The organism is Priestia sp. 3CA3 (assembly GCF_056836725.1).
This window is the reverse complement of sequence record NZ_JBXENJ010000001.1, coordinates 722,849-744,211: the sequence shown is the minus strand read 5'-3', so window position 1 is coordinate 744,211 and position 21,363 is coordinate 722,849. Positions and strand designations below refer to the sequence as shown.

Sequence of the window (21,363 nt, the reverse complement as noted above, 5' to 3'; positions counted from 1 at the left end):
AGGAAGCATCTCGTTTGTTATTTTGTTGACTCATTATTTATGTCTTCTAGCTGATGAACATTTACAATCACCATATCCGTACCAATTTTTTCGATATTCCCCCACGGCACTCGCACTTCATCTCCTTGTTTTCGAAATCCAAACCACTTCACAGATGGAATAATAAGCGCATTAATTTGTCCCGTATGTTCATTAATTTCAAGATCTGTTTGCCCTAAAATACCCAAACGCTCTGCTCGCTTAACATCTACAATTTCTTTTCCACTCAGCTCACTTAATCTCATGAAATCCCTCCTTTCATCTAATTTATTGAACAACCATACAAAAAATGACATAAAAATAAGGCTGGCTCAATTATTTTAGCCAACCTTACTTTTATGGTTTAATTTCCTTTAAAACCCTTAGGTAAATCTCCACTCGGGCTTATTAATGAAAGCGCAAATTCGTCTTTGAAAATATCTCGTGCAAGACCATTTACACTATCTTTAGTCACGGCATTAACAAGGTCTAAAATCTCATCTAATGAACGGTGATAGCCCAGCATTAACTCATTTTTTCCGTTTCTGCTCATACGGCTATTTGTACTTTCAAGACTCAGCATTAAGTTTCCTTTCAGCTGCTCTTTGCTGTTAGCAAGTTCTTTATCTGTAATACCTTTGTCTTTCAAATCATAAAGCGTTTCTTGAACCGTATCATATAATACGTCGAGCTGATGGCTTCCAGTTCCCCCATAAATCGTTACAAGACCACTGTCTCGATAAGAAGAATGATAAGAGAAAACAGAGTAAGCCAAGCCGCGCTGTTCACGGACTTCTTGGAACAAACGACTGCTCATGCTTCCGCCAAGCACGTTGTTTAATACAATTAAGCTATATACATCTTCTCCGCCGATTGGCAAACCTTTAAAGCCAAGGCAAAGATGAGCTTGTTCTGTCTCTTTTTTGCGCGCAATATGATTTGTATGGAACTCAGGCTGAACATATTGATGAGCGGAATGACTTGACGTATATGTACCAAAATAGTTTTCCACCTGTTGTATAAAACTCTCATCAATGTTTCCAGCTACTGAAATAACGATGTTTTCAGGAATATACATTTGCTCCATATATTGACGAAGCGAATCACCGTTAAATGTTTTTAACGTATCTTCCGTTCCTAAAATTGGATACCCTAATGGATGATTGCCATATACGGCTTTTCCTAATAGATCGTGTACAATATCGTCAGGTGTATCTTCATACATTTTAATTTCTTCATATACAACATTTTTTTCACGAGCTAATTCCTCTTCATCAAATGAAGAATTAAAGAACATATCCGCCAGCACATCTAGCGCTTGATCTGCGTGTTCGTCTAATACTTTTGCATAGTAGCACGTGTATTCTTTAGAAGTGAATGCATTTACTTGTCCCCCAATGCGGTCGAAGCTTTCTGCAATTTCACGAGCAGATCTTGTTTTTGTTCCTTTAAAAAACATATGTTCAAGAAAATGTGATACACCATTAATTTCAGGGTGTTCACTTCGAGAACCCGTTCCGATCCATACCCCAATGGCCACAGATCGAACAGTTGGGATATTTTCCAATACAATTCTTACACCATTTTTGCACGTATATCGTTTTATCAAGCTAGTGCCTCCCTTTTGCTTATCTCACTTACTTCTTAGTAGAAGAAGGTAGTTTCATCATTCGTTCTTCATCTAGCATCGTTGACACATCGCTAACTTTCAGGCCTTTGCGTTCAATATCGGTTAACAATTGGTCAAGCGATTCAGCCGTTGATTCAGTCGGGTGCATCAGTACAATAGCCCCTGGATGAATCTTTTTCATTACTCGATTAATTAACACTTCTGAACTCGGCTTTTGCCAATCGATTGTATCAACTGTCCACATGATTGTACTCATTTTTAACTGAGAAGCAAGCGTTACTACTTCGGGGCGAAAACTGCCGCTCGGCGGAGCAAACCATTTTACTTTTTGTCCCGTAGTAGATGTAATAATATCATTCGTTTTTTTAAGCTGCTGATTGATTTGACTAGCCGATAAAGTGGCCATATCAGGATGAGAATAAGAGTGGTTTCCCACTTCATGCCCTGCGTCTACAATCATTTTTGCCATATCTGGATTATTTTTAACCCATTTTCCTTCTAAAAAGAAGGTTGCTTTAGCATGGTGCTTTTTCAGCACTTCTAACATTTTAGGCAAATACTCGTTCCCCCATGCTACGTTCACTGTAAACGATACCATAGGCTTTTCATCGTGTCCACGGTAGATAGGTTCCTGTGGTAAATCCTTCAAGTGAACCTTTGGTCTAACCTGTTTGTACACTAATTTTTTTTCATCAAATTTACCCGCAGGTTTCATATTTTTATAAGAAGCAGCAAGATCAACTTTTATGCCGTTATAGCCAGGAACCCGTTTCCAAACGGGATCGATTCGTGCATTCGCCGCTGGCTTTTCATAATCTTTTGCTTTTTCTTCAATCTTTTGATATAACGCATCATGCTGAGCTGATACAAGTTGTACATCGGATTTAAGTGCTTCTATATATGCTTCAGCAAAAGGATTATAAATAGATTTATATGTAATTGCCAGTAAAAATAGAAATGCTGTAAATTGCACAATGGTTCTCTTCACTTATCCTTCCCCCTTTACCATTTAAAATATGTATAAAGAGGACAAGGTAGAACAAACATCTACAAACGATAAAATCGCCCTACACATGGATTTTCTTCATGTATGGACGATTTCACAATATCTATATAGTAGTAAAAGAAGATTATTTTGTTTCTTTTGCTTTTTCTTCTTTTTCTTTTTGTTCTTTTAAAATTGCTTTACGAGATAAGTTAACGCGACCTTGTTTATCAATTTCCATGACTTTAACTAAAAGCTCGTCACCAATCGCTACAACGTCTTCTACTTTTCCAATACGCTCTTCTGCAAGCTCTGAAATATGAACAAGCCCATCTTTTCCGCTGAAGATTTCTACAAATGCACCGAATTTTTCAATTCGTTTTACTTTTCCTAAGTACATTTGGCCGACTTCAACTTCGCGTACAAGATCTTCAATAATTTTCTTCGCTTTTTCATTCATCGGCTGATCAATAGAAGAAATGAAGATTGTACCATCTTGTTCGATATCAATTTTAACGCCTGTTTCTTCGATGATTTTATTGATTTGCTTGCCGCTTGGTCCAATAACATCACGAATTTTATCAGGGTTAATCGCCATTGTAAGGATCTTAGGCGCATATTGAGAAAGCTCTTGACGAGGCGTAGCAATCGTTGACATCATATGATTTAAGATTTGCATACGGCCTTTTTTTGCTTGTTGAAGGGCTTCGTCTAAAATTTCACGAGATAACCCGTCAATTTTAATATCCATTTGAAGCGCAGTTACGCCATTTTCCGTACCTGCTACTTTAAAGTCCATGTCTCCTAGGTGATCTTCCATTCCTTGAATGTCCGTTAGAATCGAGTAGTGTTCACCTGATTTGATCAGACCCATTGCAATCCCTGCTACAGGTGCTTTAATTGGAACCCCAGCATCCATCATTGCAAGCGTGCTTGCACAAATACTTGCTTGTGAAGTAGAACCGTTTGACTCTAATACTTCAGATACAAGACGAATTGTATAAGGGAAATCTTTTTCATTTGGAATAACAGGCTCAAGTGCACGTTCACCTAGCGCACCATGTCCAATTTCACGACGACCCGGTCCGCGCATCGGTCTAGTTTCACCAACACTAAATGAAGGGAAGTTATAGTGATGCATGAAGCGTTTAGATTCTTCTACACTTAAACCATCTAAAATTTGCACATCGCCAAGTGCACCTAATGTACAAATGCTAAGCGCTTGAGTTTGTCCACGCGTAAATAGTCCAGATCCGTGTGTACGAGGAAGCAAGTTTGTTTCAGAAGAAAGTGGACGAATTTCGTCAATACTACGGCCATCAGGACGCACTTTTTCTTCTGTGATCAAGCGACGCACTTCACTTTTAACAAGCTTCGACAAAATTTCATTCACTTGATTTAGTACTTCTTCTTCTACATCTTGCTCTTCAAATTTTGCAGCTACTGCGCTTTTTACTTCTTTAATGGCATTTTCGCGCGCATGCTTTTCTTGAACTTGAACAGCACGGTTCATGTCACCTTCTGCAATTTCGCGAACTTGACGCTCAAGGTCCGCATCAACAGTATAAAGCTCAACTTCTACTTTCTCTTTGCCTACTGCTGCTACAATTTCTTCTTGGAACGCAATTAATTTTTTAATTTGCTCGTGTCCAAACATAATTGCTTCTAACATTACTTCTTCCGGTACTTCATCAGCGCCTGCTTCAACCATGTTGATCGCGTCTTTTGTACCAGCAACCGTCAGATGAATATCGCTTTTTTCAAGCTCATCTACCGTTGGGTTTACCACAAATTCATTGTCTACACGGCCTACGATTACGCCTGCAATAGGACCTTCAAATGGAATATCAGATACTGATAATGCTAATGAAGAACCGAACATTGCCGCGATTTCTGAAGAACAGTTTTGATCTACGCTCATTACAACGCTGACAACTTGAACTTCGTTTCGGAAACCATCTGCAAATAAAGGACGAATCGGACGGTCGATTAAACGGCTGGCCAAGATTGCCTTTTCACTTGGTCTGCCTTCACGCTTAATGAATCCACCTGGGATTTTACCGACTGCATATAAACGCTCTTCATAGTTTACTGTTAACGGGAAGAAATCTACATTTTTAGGCTCTTTTGAAGCCGTTGCTGTACTTAATACAACTGTGTCTCCATAGCGGATTAATGCTGCGCCATTTGCTTGTTTTGCCAACTGGCCAACTTCAACTTCTAGCTTTCGTCCAGCTAGATCTACGGAGAACACTCGTTTTTCTTGTTCCATATCGACGAGTACCCCTCTCTACATATAAAATATGTATGTAATCAAATGTGATAGTTTTATTATAAACGAAATATCCAAAAACAATAGCTTTTTTCACATTATGTAGCATCTTTAATGTTTCTTAAATGTACATACTAAAAAAGCGGGAATGCTCCCGCTTTCTTCTTATTATCGACGTAAACCAAGTTTGTTGATTAACTCACGATAACGAGTAACGTCTTTGTTACGTAGGTAGTTAAGTAAGTTACGACGTCGACCTACCATTTTTAAAAGACCACGACGTGAATGGTGATCCTTTTTATGAGTACGTAAGTGACCGTTTAGATTGTTAATTTGCTCTGTTAGGACAGCGATTTGAACTTCTGGAGAACCAGTGTCGTTCGCATGAGTTTTGTACTCACTAATGATTTCATTTTTACGCTCTTGTGTGATAGCCATCCTATTCACCTCCTTATTATTAAACCCCAGTTACCGAGCAAAACGTTGGTGAATCGTAATGCCAAGCAATGGTTGTTTTACATACAAGTGTTATGTTACTACTTATTGAAGCAAAAAGCAAGTCGTAGCAACTATTTATATATATTTTTTTATTTCTTATGCTTTTGAATTCCTTCAAAATAGGAAAGGGCTTCTTCCTTATCCTTTGAGATCTGACCAACAAGCTCTTCGATGCCGCTGAACTTTTTTTCTGACCGAATCATTCGGTGCCATTTCACCGTTACGTGCTGATCGTAGATTTGCTCGTCAAATGACAATAAGTGGACTTCGATTGTTGGCTTTTCTAAATTATCGTGAAAAGTCGGCTTATAGCCCACGTTGCATACTCCTGCATACCACTTGCCGTGGAGCTGAAGCTCAACAGCATACACGCCGATGCGCGGAAGTAAATACTCGTCGTCTAAAGCGATGTTAGCAGTAGGAAAACCTATTTGCCTGCCTCGCTTTTCTCCATGAGTTACTGTACCTGACACTTCATAATAGCGGCCGAGCAGCTCTTTTACTCGATGCATATCTCCATTTGCTAAACTTTCGCGAATAAGCGTTGAACTAATTTTTTCTTCGCCATTTGTTAACTTATCAATTGTTGTTTGCGTGAATTTTGATCGAGAATGAAATGGTAGTATTTCCATTGTTCCTTTACCTAACTTTCCATACGTATAGTCAAATCCAGCTACCACATGCTGCACATTCAGGCCAATAATATACTGATCAACAAACTCTTGAGGCAATAGTGCTGCAAACTGTTTATCAAAATGAACGATATATAAAAAGTCAATTCCCATTTCCTCAATGAGTTTCTTTTTTTCTTCAAGTGGTGTGATCATATCAATGTGCTGTACATTGCGCCCGAGCACCACAGAAGGGTGAGGAGTAAACGTCATAACAGCACTAGCTATGCCTTTTTCATCCGCTAACTGTTTCGCTGAATTTATCACTTGCTGATGCCCTAAATGCACACCATCAAAATAACCAAGCGCTAACACTGATTGTTGAACAGCTTCTCGTTGAAAGTGGTGTGGATGTCGAATTTCAATCGTTTCCAAAACACAGTTCACCTTTTCCCTAACCGGTCTAGTCGATTGCCAACACTTTAACCGGCTTCATTAAATGTTTTTTTGTTGGGTGCTGAGCATAAATCGCTAAGCACTTGCCTGCAGAATTTATCATTAAAAAGAATGTTTCTTTTTTTAACTCTTCATCTTCCGTACACGGCAATACCGCGCCGTTTTTCACTTTCTCTGCTAATGTATCACTAATTTGAAGTTTCGGCAAATGATTAAGAGCTTCTTCGATGGAATGCAGTTTCTCATTGATCGTTTCTTCTTCGACCGCTCGTTCAATATCTTCAAATGTCATACAATCTTCCAGTGAAAACTGCCCGGAACCCGTTCGCTGCAAATAAGACATATGAGACGGATAGCCCAGAGCTTCTCCAATCATCACAGCAAGCGTTCGCACATATGTACCTTTGCTGCACGTTACGCGGAATTTGAAGGAAATTTGTTCTCCCTCAAATGTAGCGCGATTATCCAGCAGTTCAAAGTTGTAAATATGAATGGTTCTCACAGGGCGCTCTACTTCGATTCCTTGCCTTGCATATTCATATAGCTTTTTACCTTTGACTTTTACCGCGGAGTACATTGGAGGCACTTGCTGAAGTTCTCCCGTCATCGAAGACAGCACTTCTTCGATTTGAGCACGCGAAAAAGAATCTGCTACTTTCTTTTCTTCTACAACCTCTCCCGAAGAATCTTCTGTTGTTGTAGAAAATCCGAGTGTCACTTCTCCTTCATAGGTTTTAGTAGCTCCTGTTAGATACTCTACAATTTTGGTAGCTCTACCGATACAAATAGGTAATACCCCTGTAACGTCTGGGTCTAATGTGCCTGTATGCCCTACTTTTTTAGTGCGAAGCAGCTTTCGGACTTTAAACACACAGTCGTGCGAAGTCAGGCCAGCTGGTTTATGTAAAACTAAAACACCGTCCACTCATTCTTCATCTCCTTTTCATTTAAAAAAGGGTGTCTCAGAAGCAAAAACCACTTTTGAGACACCCTTTTTTGTTTCTACATTCACTGATCTTATTCGTTCTCTTGATGGTCATCGCTTTCTTTTTTAATTTCATGAAGCAATGATTCAATTCGATTACCATAATCAATTGATTCATCAAACTCAAACGTAATTTCAGGTGTTTTACGTAAGCGAATGCGCTGACCGATTTCTGAGCGGATAAATCCTTTTGCTTTCGCAAGGCCTTTTAACGTATTCTCACGCTGTTCAGCATCTCCTAAAACAGAGATATAAACTTTCGCTTGCTGTAAATCGCCTGATACTTGAACATCTGTTACAGTCACAAAACCGATGCGCGGATCCTTGATTTTACGATTTAAAATCTCGCCCATCTCTTTTTTCATTTGTTCTCCGACTCTAGTTGCTCTTATGTTCATCTGTGTCACCCCTTTTATAACCAATCAAAAGTTGTAATGGTACGTTCAATCTCTGGAAAAGAATCAATCAAGCTTAGCGCTTTTTGCAGTTCTTGTTCCGTTGTGACACGGCTAGATGAGACTGCGACAATGCTAATTTTTGTTCGTTGCCACACATCTTGAAAATCAGTTTCTGAAACTGATACGTTAAACCGCTGCTTCAAGCGCATCAAGATGCGCTGAAGCACGGCACGTTTTTCTTTAAGAGAAGCAGCATCGTAAATTAAGCATTCACACTCCACTAGTCCAATCATTTAGGATCAATTTGCTCCATTACATATGCTTCAATAATATCTCCTTCTTTAATATCATTGAAGTTTTTAATTGTAATACCACACTCATATCCTTGAGCAACTTCTTTTGCATCGTCTTTAAAGCGTTTTAGCACATCTACTTCACCTTCAAAGATAACAATTCCGTCACGGATTAAACGAATTCCACTATTACGCGTAATTTTACCGTCTGTTACGTAACTTCCTGCGATTGTACCAACTTTTGATACTTTGAATGTTTGACGTACTTCCACTTGACCGATGATTTTTTCAGCAAACTCAGGATCAAGCATTCCTTTCATCGCAGATTCAATTTCTTCAATTACTTTATAAATAATGCGGTGAAGACGAATATCTACGTTTTCTACGTCAGCTGTACGTTTTGCTCCAGCATCTGGACGCACGTTAAAGCCGATAACGATTGCGTTAGAAGCAGTTGCAAGAATGATATCAGATTCTGTAATCGCACCTACACCCGTATGGATAATACGAACATTTACACCCTCTACATCAATCTTTTGAAGAGCAGCAGCCAATGCTTCTACAGAACCTTGTACGTCTGCTTTTACGATAAGGTTTAAGTCTTTCATTTCACCTTGTTTAATTTTTTCAAATAAATCATCTAAGCTTACGCGAGATTTTTCACCGCGCTGTTGTTCAAGCTGCTTTTGAGCACGAGCTTCTCCGATTTGACGAGCTGTTTTCTCATCTTCAAATACTAAGAAACGATCTCCAGCTAATGGAACTTCGTTTAAGCCAGTAATCTCAACCGGAGTAGATGGTCCTACTTCCTTCACACGGCGGCCGATATCATTTACCATTGCGCGAACGCGGCCAAACGTATTTCCGACTACGATTGGATCACCTACGCGTAGTGTACCAGTTTGAACAAGAAGCGTTGCTACAGACCCACGGCCTTTATCTAGCTGTGCTTCTACAACTGTACCTGCTGCACGACGGTTAGGATTTGCTTTTAACTCTTCTACTTCACTTACAAGTAAAATCATTTCAAGTAATTGATCGATCCCTTCACCTGAAATGGCTGAAAGCTTACAGAAGATTGTTTCTCCGCCCCACTCTTCAGCTACAAGGCCGTGCTCCATTAGTTCTTGCATAACGCGATCTGGATTTGCTGCTTCTTTATCCATTTTGTTAACCGCAACAATAATTGGCACTTCTGCCGCTTTTGCATGGTTAATCGCTTCAATTGTTTGAGGCATTACACCATCGTCTGCTGCAACAACAAGGATTGTAATATCCGTTACTTGCGCACCGCGAGCACGCATTGTTGTAAATGCAGCATGCCCTGGTGTATCAAGGAATGTAATTTTCTTTTCATCAACCACAACTTGATAAGCACCGATATGCTGCGTGATACCGCCTGCTTCTGCAGCCGTTACTTTTGTGTTACGGATAGAGTCAAGAAGCGTCGTTTTACCGTGGTCAACGTGACCCATGATTGTAACAACTGGAGGACGCACTTGAAGGTCTTTTTCGTCGTCAATAATTTCTAATGATTCAAAAGCAGTGTCATCTACTACTACTTCTTCTTCAACTTCTACACCGTATTCTCCGGCAATTAGTTCGATAGAATCTTTATCTAACTCTTGGTTAATTGTTGCCATTACACCAAGCATAAATAATTTTTTAATAATTTCAGAAGGCTCTTTGCCTAATTCTTTTGCTAACTCAGAAACCGTTAAGCTTCCGACAAACGTTACTTTTTCCGGTAACTCTTTTGCAGCTGCTGGAGCTGGTCTACCTTTTGGTGCCTGTGACTTTTGTGCCTGTGGCTTTTTGTTACCTTTATTGTTTCCTTTGTTAGCTGTTGATTTTGTATTTTTATTCAATACTTTCACCCCCATAAAATTAACCGAGCATCGTTGCTAGCTTTTTAGCAAATCCCTCGTCCATAACGGCTACCACAACTCGAGCATCTTTACCAATCGCTTGACCTAGCGTGTAGCGATCGGGAACCATTCTAACCGAAACGTTGTAGTAAGAACATTTATCCGTTACTTTTTTCTTTGTGTTTTCAGACGCATCGCTTGCTAAAAGTACTAACTTTGCTTTTTGTTTCCGAACTTCTCTAACCACAAGTTCTTCTCCAGAAATCAATTTGCGTGCACGGTTTGCAAGCCCTAAAAAAGAGATCCACTGTTCATTCATTAGCGTGACTGTTTCTCCTTTTCTACAAGCGCTAGCAACTCTTCATAAACCGCTTCATCTATTGACGCGCCTAAATGTGTCGAAAGCACATTTTTCTTTTTTGCCAATAAAATTGCTTCTTTATCCTTGCTTACATAAGCTCCGCGCCCGGACTTTTTACCCGTTACATCAACTGAAACGTCGCCTTCTTTTGAACGTACAACGCGTACTAGCTCTTTTTTAGGCTTCATTTCTCCAGTGGCCACACATTTTCGCATCGGGACTTTTTTACGATTGTTCACCTTGGCTCACCTCTTATTCCATATCTTCATCTGAATCAAATGCATGTTGACTTACTAGCATATCATCGCTACTTTTTACAACCATACCTTCTTGCTCAGCTTCTGATTGACTTTTAATATCAATTTTCCAGCCTGTCAGCTTAGCGGCTAGACGTGCATTTTGTCCACGCTTACCAATTGCAAGTGACAGCTGATAGTCAGGAACGATAACAGTTGTTGCTTTTTCATTTTCATCTACAATCACATCTACTACCTTAGATGGACTTAGGGCATTGGCAACAAATTCAACTGGGTCATTTGACCAGCGAACGATGTCAATTTTTTCACCTTTTAGTTCATTCACAACAGCCTGTACGCGCTGACCTTTTGGCCCAACACAAGAGCCGACTGGATCTACTTCAGCATACTCAGAATGAACAGAGATTTTTGAACGGTCTCCAGCTTCGCGAGCTACTGATTTTAATTCAACTGTACCGTCATAGATTTCCGGAACTTCTTTTTCGAAAAGACGTTTTAAAAGACCTGGATGCGTACGTGAAACATAGATTTGTGGTCCTTTTGTTGTTTTTTCTACTTTCGTAATATACACTTTAATACGATCATGAGGTTTATACTGCTCATTTGGCATTTGCTCGCTTTGAGGAAGCAATGCTTCAATTTTGCCAAGGCTCACGTAAATGAAGCGAGAATCTTGACGCTGAACAATACCTGTCATAATATCTTCTTCACGATCGCTGAACTCTGAGTAGATAACGCCGCGCTCCGCCTCACGAACACGCTGTGTAACAACTTGTTTTGCTGTTTGAGCCGCGATGCGTCCAAAGTCTTTTGGCGTTACTTCGATTTCAACCACATCGTCTAGCTGGAAGTTAGGGTTGATTGTTTGTGCTTCTTCAACCGAAATTTCTAGACGTGGATCATATACTTCATCAACCACATCTTTGCGAGCAAACACGCGCATTGAACCTCTTTCTAAATTTAAATCAACGCGTACGTTTTGCGCTTGGTTAAAGTTGCGTTTGTAAGCAGAAATTAGCGCTGCTTCAATTGCTTCAATAATTACATCTTTGCTAATGCCTTTCTCTTTTTCAAGAATGACTAAGGCATCAAATAACTCACTGCTCATCGTTGGATAATCCCCCTTTAATATTGGCCCCTACACATTAAAATACAATCGCTAATCGAGCAAAAGCGACTTTGTCATATGGTAAAATCACCGTTTTTGTGCGTGTTTTGATACGAATAGATAATGTGACAGTTTCTCCGTCAAATGATTGTAATTCGCCTTCAAATTCTTTTGCACCTTCAATTGGTTCATATGTTTTTATGTATACATGCTTACCAATTGCACGTTCAAAATCTTTAACTTTTTTTAATGGGCGTTCCGCACCAGGCGATGATACTTCTAAAAAATAGTTATGAGGGATTGGATCTACTGCATCCATTTTCTCACTCAATTTTTCACTTACTGCTCCGCAGTCTTCGATATCCACGCCGGTATCAGAGTCGATAAACACACGTAAAAACCAATCTTTTCCTTCTTTTACGTATTCAATTTCAACAAGCTCTAAATTCATTTCCTCTAAGATAGGGGAAACCATTTCTTCCACTGTTTGTTTTACATTTTTACTCATTCTAATCCTCCCTTCGAGACATTGCATGGTATGTTTAGGTTACGCGTTTTTTATGTCTCTTATATCAAAAAAGAGTGGTTTATTTGCTATTTTTATTTTGCACTCTATAAGAGGTCTAACCTACTAGAGTGGAAATGTTGTCATTTGTGTTGCAGGATTTTAAACGTCACATAATAAATCAATCATGGTGATTGAAAATCTACAGAAAAAACGAATCATGCTAGAAGCCGATTCGTTCTCCATACTACTTACTATGACAGTAAGTTCATATCAATAAGAAAGAGCGGGTTTCCCCACTCTTTCTCGTCCGTATCCTTAGCATTTCCACAATTACTATATCATAACCGCTTATTTTATGCAAATGTTAGAAAAGAGAAAGCTGGTTCTGATCAGGTAATGATTCAAGGCATCCATGGTTGTCTAGATACTCTAAAATCGTCTTCGATACTTTGCCTCGCTGCTGCAAGTCTTCTTTCGATAAAAACTCTCCCGTTTCACGAGCTTTTACAATGTTCAGCGCTGCATTTGTGCCAAGACCAGGAATGGCATTAAACGGTGGAATTAAAGATGTGCCGTCAATTAAAAATTCGTCTGCGCTCGATTCATATAAATCTACTTTTTTAAATGAATAGCCTCGTTCGCACATTTCCAAAGAAAGCTCAAGCACCGTTAATAAGTTTTTCTCTTTAGGAGATGCATCTAAACCTTTGGCATTGATTTCTTCCATCTTCGCTCGAATGGCAGTTGATCCTTTAATCATCGTATCAATATCAAAGTCATCTGCACGAACCGTAAAGTATGCTGCGTAATAAAGAAGCGCGTGGTGCACTTTGAAATAAGCAATACGCACGGCCATCAATACATAAGCAGCCGCATGGGCTTTAGGGAACATATACTTAATCTTTTTACAAGAATCAATATACCAGTCCGGAACACCATTTTTGATCATTTCTTCTTCAAATTCAGGTGTTAGCCCTTTCCCTTTACGCACAGACTCCATAATTTTAAAAGCAAGTGAAGGTTCAAGACCTTGATAAATTAGATAAACCATGATGTCATCACGACAGCCGATTACTTCACTTAAGTTGCAAATATCATTGCGAATTAGCTCCTGCGCATTACCAAGCCATACGTCCGTCCCGTGCGACAGTCCCGAGATTTGAACAAGTTCCGAAAACGTCGTTGGCTTCGTATCTTCTAACATTTGACGCACAAAGCGCGTTCCAAATTCAGGTATGCCAAGCGTTCCTGTTTTACACATAATTTGTTCTTCTGTTACGCCAAGTGATTCCGTTCCACTAAAAATTTTCATCACTTCAGGATCATCCGTCGGAATTGTTTTTGGATCAATTCCACTTAAATCTTGAAGCATGCGAATCACGGTCGGATCATCGTGTCCGAGTATATCAAGTTTTAATAAATTATCATGAATCGAATGGAAGTCAAAATGAGTTGTTCTCCATTCGGAATTACGGTCGTCAGCTGGAAACTGGATGGGTGAAAAATCGAAAATATCCATATAGTCCGGTACAACAATAATTCCTCCTGGATGCTGACCAGTTGTACGTTTTACGCCCGTACATCCTGCTACTAAACGATCCACTTCTGCGTTTCGTAAATGTAAATCACGGTCACCAGCATAGCCTTTTACATAGCCATAAGCTGTTTTTTCGGCAACTGTACCGATTGTTCCCGCACGGTATACATTATCTTCTCCAAACAGTACTTTTGTATAGTTATGAGCTCGCGGCTGATACTCTCCGGAGAAGTTCAAATCGATATCGGGAACCTTGTCTCCCTTGAATCCTAAGAACGTTTCAAACGGAATATCGTGTCCATCTTTAATAAACGGTACGCCACAATCGTCGCAGCTTTTGTCCGGCAGATCGAATCCAGAACCTACGGAACCGTCATTAAAAAACTCGGATTTCTTACATTTTGGACACACATAATGCGGCGGCAGTGGGTTTACTTCTGTAATTTCCGTCATCGTCGCAACAAATGAAGACCCTACGGAACCACGTGAACCAACTAAGTAACCATCATTTAATGATTTTTTAACGAGTTTATGCGAGATCAAGTAAATAACGGCAAACCCGTGGCCGATAATACTTTTCAACTCTTTCTCTAGACGAGCTTCTACTACTTCAGGCAGCTCTTCACCGTAGATGCTGCGTGCCATCGCATAACTCATTTCACGCATTTCTTCGTCCGCACCTTCAATTTTCGGCGTATATAAATCATCTTTAATTGGTTTAATATCATCGATCATATCGGCTATTTTTTGCGTATTATGAACAACAATTTCTTTCGCTTTGTCCCCATCTAAAAATGAAAAACAATTCAGCATCTCATCCGTTGATCTAAAGTGAACATCCGGCAGCTGATGACGGTTTAAAGGATTAGCCCCGCCTTGTGAACCAATTAAAATTTTTCGATAAATTTTGTCTTCCGGATTGAGATAGTGAACATTTCCTGTTGCTACAACCGGCTTTCCAATCTTTTCACCAAGCTTCACAATATTGCTAATAATATCTTTTAAGGCTTTCTCATCTCGCACTAAATCTAGTTCAATTAAGTGCTTGTAGTTGTCAGGAGGCTGTACTTCGATGTAATCATAAAATTCAGCTACTCCTTCTACTTCATCAATTCCTTTTTGCATCATGCCTTCGAATACTTCGCCTCGGTCACATGCGGTTCCAATCAAGATGCCTTCTCGATATTTGTCGAGCTGAGATCTTGGAATTCGCGGAACTCGATAAAAGTAATTTAAATGAGAAATCGAAACAAGTTTAAATAGATTTTTTAATCCTACGTCGGTTTGTGCTAAAAGAGTCGCATGATAAGGACGGGCCCGCTGATAGGCATTCCCTTCTCCCATATAATCATTTAAGCGATCATGCATTGTAATTTCCCGTTCAAATGCATCTTTCAGCATTTTATTTAACAAATAGCCAGTTGTTTCCGCATCATAAATCGCGCGGTGATGCTGCACAAGTTCAATATCAAACTTTTTAGCAAGAGTATTCAAACGATGGTTTTTCATATGCGGGTACAAAAATCTTCCGAGTTCAAGCGTATCAATAACGCCGTTAGCTGCTTTTTCTAAACCGATTTTTTGCAGTCCCATATTTAAAAATCCCATATCAAAGCTTGCATTATGAGCGACTAAAATACTGTCACCCATCCACTCGTGAAAATCACGAAGTACTTCTGAGATTTCAGGCGCATTTTGGACCATATCATCTGTAATACCCGTCAGCTCAATTGTTGTTGCCGACAGAGGATGATGAGGATTTGCAAACCGTTCAAATCGATCGATGATTTCTCCTTCTTTCATCTTCACGGCAGCAAGTTCAATAATGGTATCGTATACGGCTGACAAACCGGTTGTTTCGACGTCAAATACTACGTAAGTTGCTTCTGTTAAATCCACATGCTTCGGATTATAGGCAATCGGCACGCCGTCGTCTACTAAATTAACTTCCACTCCGTACAGTATTTTAATGCCGTTCTTTTTCCCGGCTCCATATGCTTCAGGAAACGACTGTGCAACCGCATGATCAGTTATCGCTACAGCCGGATGTCCCCATTTTTTAGCTTGTCCGACTAAAGCTCCAACAGATGAAACGGCATCCATTTGACTCATTGGCGTATGCAAGTGAAGCTCCACACGCTTTTCATCTTCAGGCGCTGTATCTTGTCTAGCAGGACCGGTAATCTCGTTGACATCATTTCCAATCATAACTAAATCACGGACAAATGTATCATTTTGTACACTTCCGCGAACCTTTACCCACATTCCTTTTTTAATCGCTTGAAGTAAAGGAATATCTTCTTTGTCACGTGAAAACATTTTAACCATAATAGAGTTTGTATAATCTGTCACTTTAAAAATAAGAAGCGTACGTCCGCTTCGTAATTCTCTAGTTTCTGCATCAAATACGTATCCTTCAACGGCAATTCGTTTTTCTTCATCCACAATGGAGTCTAGGCGAACCGTCTCGTCTTTAATCGTATATCCAATTGTAAGCGGACCTTTTGGTAGGTCTGGTCCATCACTTTTTTCATTTTCTTTATTTTGCATTTCTGTGATGGCTTGTAATACTTTTTCTGTATCTTCTTGTTTTCGTTGCTCTACAAACTGCTGAAATGCTTCTTCTGAATGTACAACTTCCGTCATTAGCTGAAGGTTCGGAAAGCCATAGGACGCATACTGATCAGCAATTAACTGACTGTACTTTTTACGTAAAGCCGTTCCTTCTGCATCATGTCGTGCGTTCACAATCAATTTGGCACCGTTCAATCTCGGCATTTGATCTTGTAAAAGCGACTGTAAAAGCGGGGATATTCCCTGCATTTCTCCAATACAATGCTTCCAATATGACTGTACATGCTCTTCCGTACATTCTTTATTAACGGTTTGAATAGAAAAAGAAACACTCGCAATATGAGAAAAAGCTGAAGACATGCGAGCATGGAATAACTCATAGATCTCAAAAGGTAATAACCCTTCTAAAGAAAAATGAAAATGCCATTTTTTTTGTTCTTTCTGAATGACGAGCTTTTCAATCGCTGCGTTTTCAAAATAAGGAACAATTTGATCACTCGTCAGCTCTAACTGCTGCAGCAGCAACTTAAAACGCTCTTTTTTTCCTAGCGTTTGTGCTTCCAAGTTTTCTGCCTCCTTTTATAAATGAGTGCAATCTATTTTAACATAAATGACTTCTATTCTGTCATATGTTCTGTTTATAAACATAAAAACAGCAGGGATACAAATCCCCGCTGCTTCATTAATTCGCTAGCAGTTCTTTCACTGTTGAAACAAGACTGTCAACTGACACTTCTAGTGACTCCCCAGTTTTCCGTACTTTTACTTCTACAATTCCTTCAGATGCACGTTTACCAACTGTTACTCGAACAGGAAGACCAATTAAATCTGAATCTGCAAATTTTACTCCTGCACGCTCTTGGCGGTCATCTAACAGAACTTCAAAGCGATTATCTAATAACTCATTATATAATTTCTCACCTAGTTCACGCTGTTCATCATTTTTCACGTTAACTGGAATAACGTGCACTTGATAAGGCGTAACAGCCTCTGGCCATAGAAGACCGTTTTCATCATTGAATTGTTCTGCAATCGCAGCTACTGTACGAGAAACACCGATACCATAGCAACCCATAATCATTGGCTGGCTGCGTCCGTTCTCATCTAGATACGTTGCTCCCATCGCTTCACTGTAGCGAGTTCCTAGCTTAAAGACATGTCCGACTTCAATACCTTTAGCGAACTTAATAACACCTTGTCCATCCGGTGACTGATCTCCTTCTTGGATGAAGCGGAAATCTTCGTAAGTTGCATTAAAGTTACGTTCATTCACATTTGTATAGTGATAACCTTCTTCATTTGCTCCGCATACACCGTTAACGATTGCTTTTACCGCATGATCAGCTACCACTTCTACTGAATCACTTACACCAATCGGTCCTACTGAACCAACTGCGCATTTTAATGCTTCTTTTGTTTCTTCTGGAGTTGCCAGTTCAACGACGGAAGCTTCAAAATAGTTTTTCACTTTAATATCGTTTACTTCGTGATCCCCGCGAACAAGTACAAGCACAAAACGATCATCTACTTTAAATAAAAGGGACTTGATACAAGAAGTCGCTTCAACATTTAAGAAAGCAGCTACGTCTTCAATGCTATGCTGATTTGGTGTTTCCACTTTTGTTAATTCTTTTTCAGCTTCATCTGATTTTTCATACGTATTTACAACCGGTGCCATTTCAACATTTGCTGCATAAGAAGATGTATCTGAATAAGCAATTGTATCTTCCCCGATTTCAGAAAGAACCATAAATTCATGCGTATCTTTTCCGCCCATTGCACCTGAATCAGCGATAACCGCACGGAAATTTAATCCGCAGCGCTCAAAGATGCGGCTGTAGGCAGCAAACATTTTATCATACACTTCATCTAAACTTTCTTGAGAAGCATGAAACGAATATGCATCTTTCATAATAAATTCACGACCGCGTAATAAGCCAAAGCGTGGACGTTTTTCATCGCGGAACTTCGTTTGAATTTGATATAAATTTAGCGGTAAACGTTTGTATGACTTCACTTCGTCACGAAGCAAGCTTGTGATAACTTCTTCGTGTGTTGCTCCCAAAGCAAATTCACGGCCGTGACGATCTTTCATACGCATTAACTCAGGCCCATATGAATACCAGCGGCCAGACTCTTGCCACAATTCAGCTTGTTGTAAAGCAGGCATCAATAATTCGACAGAACCTGCACGGTCCATCTCTTCACGAACAATTTGTTCAACTTTTTGCAATACACGCTTACCAAGCGGTAAAAAGCTGTACACGCCGCTTGCATTTTGGCGCATATAACCTGCGCGCAGTAGAAGCTGATGGCTTTTTATATCCGCATCAGCTGGCACTTCTCTTAATGTAGGAATCAATGTAGAACTTTGTCTCATAACCTCGCACCTCTTTGCTTACTTCTCTATCTTATTTTTTAAGGCGGACCATGCCGCAATTTTCATATAATCAGCGAGGGAATATCCCTCGCTGAGCGTATGTCTTATAAAAAGAACTTTTGAATATCGTTCCACGTTACAACGAGCATCAGCAGCATTAATAAAGCAAAACCGATAAAATGAACAATCCCTTCTTTTTGACGATCAATTGGCTTACCGCGAATTCCTTCTACAGCGAAGAATAATAGTCGTCCTCCATCTAAAGCAGGAAGTGGAAGCAAATTGACAATCCCTAAGTTAATACTTAAAACGGCTGCCCATTTCATTAGGTAATAAATGCCTGACTGTGCTACTTGATCGGTTGCTGCGTAAATACCTACAGGACCAGAAAGCATATCCAGTTTGAACTGTCCTGTCACAAGCTTCCCAAGGCCCGTTAAAATTTCTTTCATCCACGTATATGTTTCAGTAGCTCCGTGCGTGATCGAACCAATGAATGACTTTTCAACCGGTGCATATACGCCAATTAATCCAATTGTCTGTTCCCCAACCTTGCGGCTTTCAGGTGTAATTGGAATATCTAGGGTTTTGCCGCCGCGCTGAACCGTGAATGTAATTTGCTGTTCAGGATGTTTTTGAATTACTTTTACGACATCATCCCACGTTGAAACACTTTGTCCATCAATTGCTTGAACTTTATCTCCTTGTTTAAGTCCCGCATCAACGGCTACTCCATCTGATGTTAATTTGCCCATCACAGGTTTGTCAACAACATATCCTTGAGAAATCCCAAGAACGATAAAAATAACAAAGGCTAATATAAAGTTCATTAGCGGACCAGCGAAAATGGCTAGCGCACGCTGACCAAGAGTTTTGGAAGCAAACTGACGGCTGTAAGGTGCAATTTGAATGTCTTCTCCGTCCATAACAAAGTAAGATTCTTCTGCTACCTCGAATTTTTGCAGATGTTCATCTTCACCTTCTTCATAACCTGAAATAAATAGATTATGCTCTAAGTCTGCTTGCTCTACCTCAATAACTTTTGCATTTGGATGCTGTTCCTTGTTATTAATAATGACTTTATTTACTTTGCCTTCCTTATCAAACATGAGGCCCACCATTTGACCAGGCTTAACTTCAATCATTTCCGGGTCTTCTCCAGCCATTCGAACAAATCCACCTAGAGGCAGTAAGCGAATGGTATAAACTGTTTCATCTCGTTTAAATGAAAAGATTTTGGGACCAAACCCAATGGCAAACTCACGGCATAAGATGCCTGCACGCTTTGCAAAAACTAAATGACCAAGCTCATGAAAGAATACAAGAGCTCCAAAAATGACGACAAACGCAATGACTGTGTTCAATGGGTATTACCCCCTTCATGTAATAGAGTCAAACCTCCACCCACCAAAAATAAGGGAGTGGCTTCTCTCGCACGCACATTATCGAGAGATGGCGGATCTAACAAACTCTCTTGCTTCTAAATCTACTTCTTTAATAGTAGATAAACAAGGTTTCTGTATTACAGTATGTTCATTCATTGCTTTTTCAATCACATCTTCAATTTGTAAAAATGTAATGTGACCATCTAGAAAGGCTTGAACAGCTTCTTCATTAGCTGCATTTAAAACAGTCGGAAGTGTTCCACCCACTTTGCCAGCCTCAAATGCAAAAGCTAAACAGCGAAAACGCTCTTCATCCATTTTAGCGAAGTGAAGCTGACCAATATCCGCCAAACTTAAACGCTTGGTGTCAGGCAAAGACATGCGTCTTGGATACGTTAACGCGTATTGAATTGGCACGCGCATATCGGGCGTTCCAAGCTGAGCAATAACGCTTGTATCAGAATACTCTACCATAGAATGAATGATGCTTTCCTTATGTAACAATACATCAATTTTCTCATAGGGAAGATCAAAAAGCCAATGTGCTTCAATCACTTCTAGTCCCTTATTCATCATCGTTGCCGAATCAATTGTAATTTTAGCTCCCATTGACCAGTTTGGATGATTTAACGCATCTTCAACCGTTACTCCCTGTAGTTCTGCTCTCGTCTTATCTCGAAAGCTCCCTCCAGAAGCCGTTAAAATTAAACGGTCTATTGCTTTTTGATCTTGCCCTTGCAAACTTTGAAAAATAGCTGAATGCTCACTGTCTACCGGTAAAATATCAGCGCCATATTCCTTGGCTGCTTCCATGACAAGGTGACCAGCGGTAACAAGTGTCTCCTTATTTGCAATAGCAATTGTTTTTCTCATTTTGATTGCTTCTAGCGTAGGAGTCAACCCTACACTTCCAAGAACAGCGTTTACCAACACTTCTGTAGAAGGATGAGTTGCTACTTCCACAAGTCCTTCTTCTCCATAAACAAATCGAATAGAAGGGAATTCTGCTTGCAGTGACAGACAATCTTCTTTCTTCATTACAGAAACAAGGGCTGGCTTACACTGCTGAATAATCTTTCTTGCTTCGTTAATATTTCGACCTACAGAGATTGCTGAGAGCTCAAAATGCTCAGGATGCGCTCGAACAATATCAACGGTTTGAGTACCGATTGAACCTGTAGCTCCTAACAAGGAAATTTTCTTCAAGTATATTCACTCCTATTAAAACAAAGACATCTT

17 protein-coding genes and 1 pseudogene are annotated in these 21,363 nt (G+C 39.8%); all 18 read right to left on the bottom strand.

Annotated elements, in window-relative coordinates; all coding sequences use genetic code 11:
• Positions 1-17: 17 nt before the first annotated feature.
• Positions 18-284 carry a YlmC/YmxH family sporulation protein gene (locus tag AC1VNJ_RS03830; protein WP_013058827.1) on the bottom strand — a complete coding sequence of 89 codons (267 nt, stop codon included), beginning with the start codon at positions 282-284 and terminating at the stop codon, positions 18-20.
• A gap of 98 nt (positions 285-382) precedes the next feature.
• Positions 383-1,627 (bottom strand): M16 family metallopeptidase, encoded by a 1,245-nt coding sequence (locus AC1VNJ_RS03825; RefSeq protein ID WP_028411394.1) that lies wholly within the window; start codon positions 1,625-1,627, stop codon positions 383-385.
• Between the two features lie 28 nt (positions 1,628-1,655).
• The gene (locus AC1VNJ_RS03820; protein ID WP_033579798.1) at positions 1,656-2,636 is read right to left on the bottom strand and encodes a polysaccharide deacetylase family protein; all 981 of its coding nucleotides are present in this window, start codon (positions 2,634-2,636) and stop codon (positions 1,656-1,658) included.
• A gap of 142 nt (positions 2,637-2,778) precedes the next feature.
• Positions 2,779-4,905 carry a polyribonucleotide nucleotidyltransferase gene (pnp, locus tag AC1VNJ_RS03815; RefSeq protein ID WP_014458473.1) on the bottom strand — a complete coding sequence of 709 codons (2,127 nt, stop codon included), beginning with the start codon at positions 4,903-4,905 and terminating at the stop codon, positions 2,779-2,781.
• Positions 4,906-5,073: 168 nt separating this feature from the next.
• On the bottom strand, positions 5,074-5,343 hold the full coding sequence (gene rpsO, locus AC1VNJ_RS03810; protein ID WP_013058831.1) for a 30S ribosomal protein S15: 270 nt from the start codon (positions 5,341-5,343) through the stop codon (positions 5,074-5,076).
• A 149-nt stretch (positions 5,344-5,492) separates the two neighbouring features.
• On the bottom strand, positions 5,493-6,449 hold the full coding sequence (gene ribF, locus AC1VNJ_RS03805; RefSeq protein ID WP_042991925.1) for a bifunctional riboflavin kinase/FAD synthetase: 957 nt from the start codon (positions 6,447-6,449) through the stop codon (positions 5,493-5,495).
• Positions 6,450-6,477: 28 nt separating this feature from the next.
• The gene (gene truB, locus AC1VNJ_RS03800) at positions 6,478-7,395 is read right to left on the bottom strand and encodes a tRNA pseudouridine(55) synthase TruB (protein WP_182420401.1); all 918 of its coding nucleotides are present in this window, start codon (positions 7,393-7,395) and stop codon (positions 6,478-6,480) included.
• Positions 7,396-7,487: 92 nt separating this feature from the next.
• A complete protein-coding gene (gene rbfA, locus AC1VNJ_RS03795; protein WP_013058834.1) occupies positions 7,488-7,853 on the bottom strand; it encodes a 30S ribosome-binding factor RbfA in 366 nt (121 codons plus the stop codon).
• A gap of 14 nt (positions 7,854-7,867) precedes the next feature.
• Positions 7,868-8,146, bottom strand: coding sequence for a DUF503 domain-containing protein (locus AC1VNJ_RS03790; RefSeq protein ID WP_013058835.1), 279 nt, complete (start codon positions 8,144-8,146; stop codon positions 7,868-7,870).
• Positions 8,143-10,011 (bottom strand): annotated as a pseudogene (gene infB / locus AC1VNJ_RS03785) (translation initiation factor IF-2); the annotation flags it as partial. The gene AC1VNJ_RS03790 and the pseudogene infB, both read right to left, overlap by 4 nt.
• A 22-nt stretch (positions 10,012-10,033) precedes the next feature.
• On the bottom strand, positions 10,034-10,333 hold the full coding sequence (locus AC1VNJ_RS03780) for a YlxQ family RNA-binding protein (RefSeq protein WP_028411400.1): 300 nt from the start codon (positions 10,331-10,333) through the stop codon (positions 10,034-10,036).
• The gene (rnpM, locus tag AC1VNJ_RS03775; protein WP_013058838.1) at positions 10,333-10,614 is read right to left on the bottom strand and encodes an RNase P modulator RnpM; all 282 of its coding nucleotides are present in this window, start codon (positions 10,612-10,614) and stop codon (positions 10,333-10,335) included. The genes AC1VNJ_RS03780 and rnpM overlap by 1 nt, the downstream gene beginning before the upstream one ends.
• Before the next feature lie 13 nt (positions 10,615-10,627).
• Complete coding sequence (gene nusA, locus AC1VNJ_RS03770) at positions 10,628-11,740, bottom strand: transcription termination factor NusA (protein WP_028411401.1); 1,113 nt, start codon at positions 11,738-11,740, stop codon at positions 10,628-10,630.
• Positions 11,741-11,777: 37 nt separating this feature from the next.
• Positions 11,778-12,248: a ribosome maturation factor RimP gene (gene rimP / locus AC1VNJ_RS03765; RefSeq protein ID WP_482640319.1), complete on the bottom strand. Its 471-nt coding sequence runs from the start codon at positions 12,246-12,248 to the stop codon at positions 11,778-11,780.
• 364 nt (positions 12,249-12,612) lie between these two features.
• Complete coding sequence (locus AC1VNJ_RS03760) at positions 12,613-16,923, bottom strand: PolC-type DNA polymerase III (protein ID WP_028411403.1); 4,311 nt, start codon at positions 16,921-16,923, stop codon at positions 12,613-12,615.
• A gap of 118 nt (positions 16,924-17,041) precedes the next feature.
• The gene (locus tag AC1VNJ_RS03755) at positions 17,042-18,739 is read right to left on the bottom strand and encodes a proline--tRNA ligase (protein ID WP_482640318.1); all 1,698 of its coding nucleotides are present in this window, start codon (positions 18,737-18,739) and stop codon (positions 17,042-17,044) included.
• Between the two features lie 104 nt (positions 18,740-18,843).
• The gene (gene rseP / locus AC1VNJ_RS03750) at positions 18,844-20,103 is read right to left on the bottom strand and encodes an RIP metalloprotease RseP (RefSeq protein WP_028411405.1); all 1,260 of its coding nucleotides are present in this window, start codon (positions 20,101-20,103) and stop codon (positions 18,844-18,846) included.
• A gap of 78 nt (positions 20,104-20,181) precedes the next feature.
• Entirely contained in the window at positions 20,182-21,330 is a 1,149-nt protein-coding gene (dxr, locus tag AC1VNJ_RS03745) for a 1-deoxy-D-xylulose-5-phosphate reductoisomerase (protein ID WP_482640317.1), read from the bottom strand.
• Positions 21,331-21,363: the final 33 nt, after the last annotated feature.

Coding starts and splice junctions, on each gene's coding strand:
- pnp (WP_014458473.1), bottom strand. CDS start 4,905: ATGGAACAAGAAAAACGAGTGTTCTCCGTAGATCTAGCTGGACGAAAG.
- nusA (WP_028411401.1), bottom strand. CDS start 11,740: ATGAGCAGTGAGTTATTTGATGCCTTAGTCATTCTTGAAAAAGAGAAA.
- AC1VNJ_RS03790 (WP_013058835.1), bottom strand. CDS start 8,146: ATGATTGGACTAGTGGAGTGTGAATGCTTAATTTACGATGCTGCTTCT.
- AC1VNJ_RS03830 (WP_013058827.1), bottom strand. CDS start 284: ATGAGATTAAGTGAGCTGAGTGGAAAAGAAATTGTAGATGTTAAGCGA.
- AC1VNJ_RS03755 (WP_482640318.1), bottom strand. CDS start 18,739: ATGAGACAAAGTTCTACATTGATTCCTACATTAAGAGAAGTGCCAGCT.
- rbfA (WP_013058834.1), bottom strand. CDS start 7,853: ATGAACATAAGAGCAACTAGAGTCGGAGAACAAATGAAAAAAGAGATG.
- rimP (WP_482640319.1), bottom strand. CDS start 12,248: ATGAGTAAAAATGTAAAACAAACAGTGGAAGAAATGGTTTCCCCTATC.
- AC1VNJ_RS03780 (WP_028411400.1), bottom strand. CDS start 10,333: ATGAATGAACAGTGGATCTCTTTTTTAGGGCTTGCAAACCGTGCACGC.
- rpsO (WP_013058831.1), bottom strand. CDS start 5,343: ATGGCTATCACACAAGAGCGTAAAAATGAAATCATTAGTGAGTACAAA.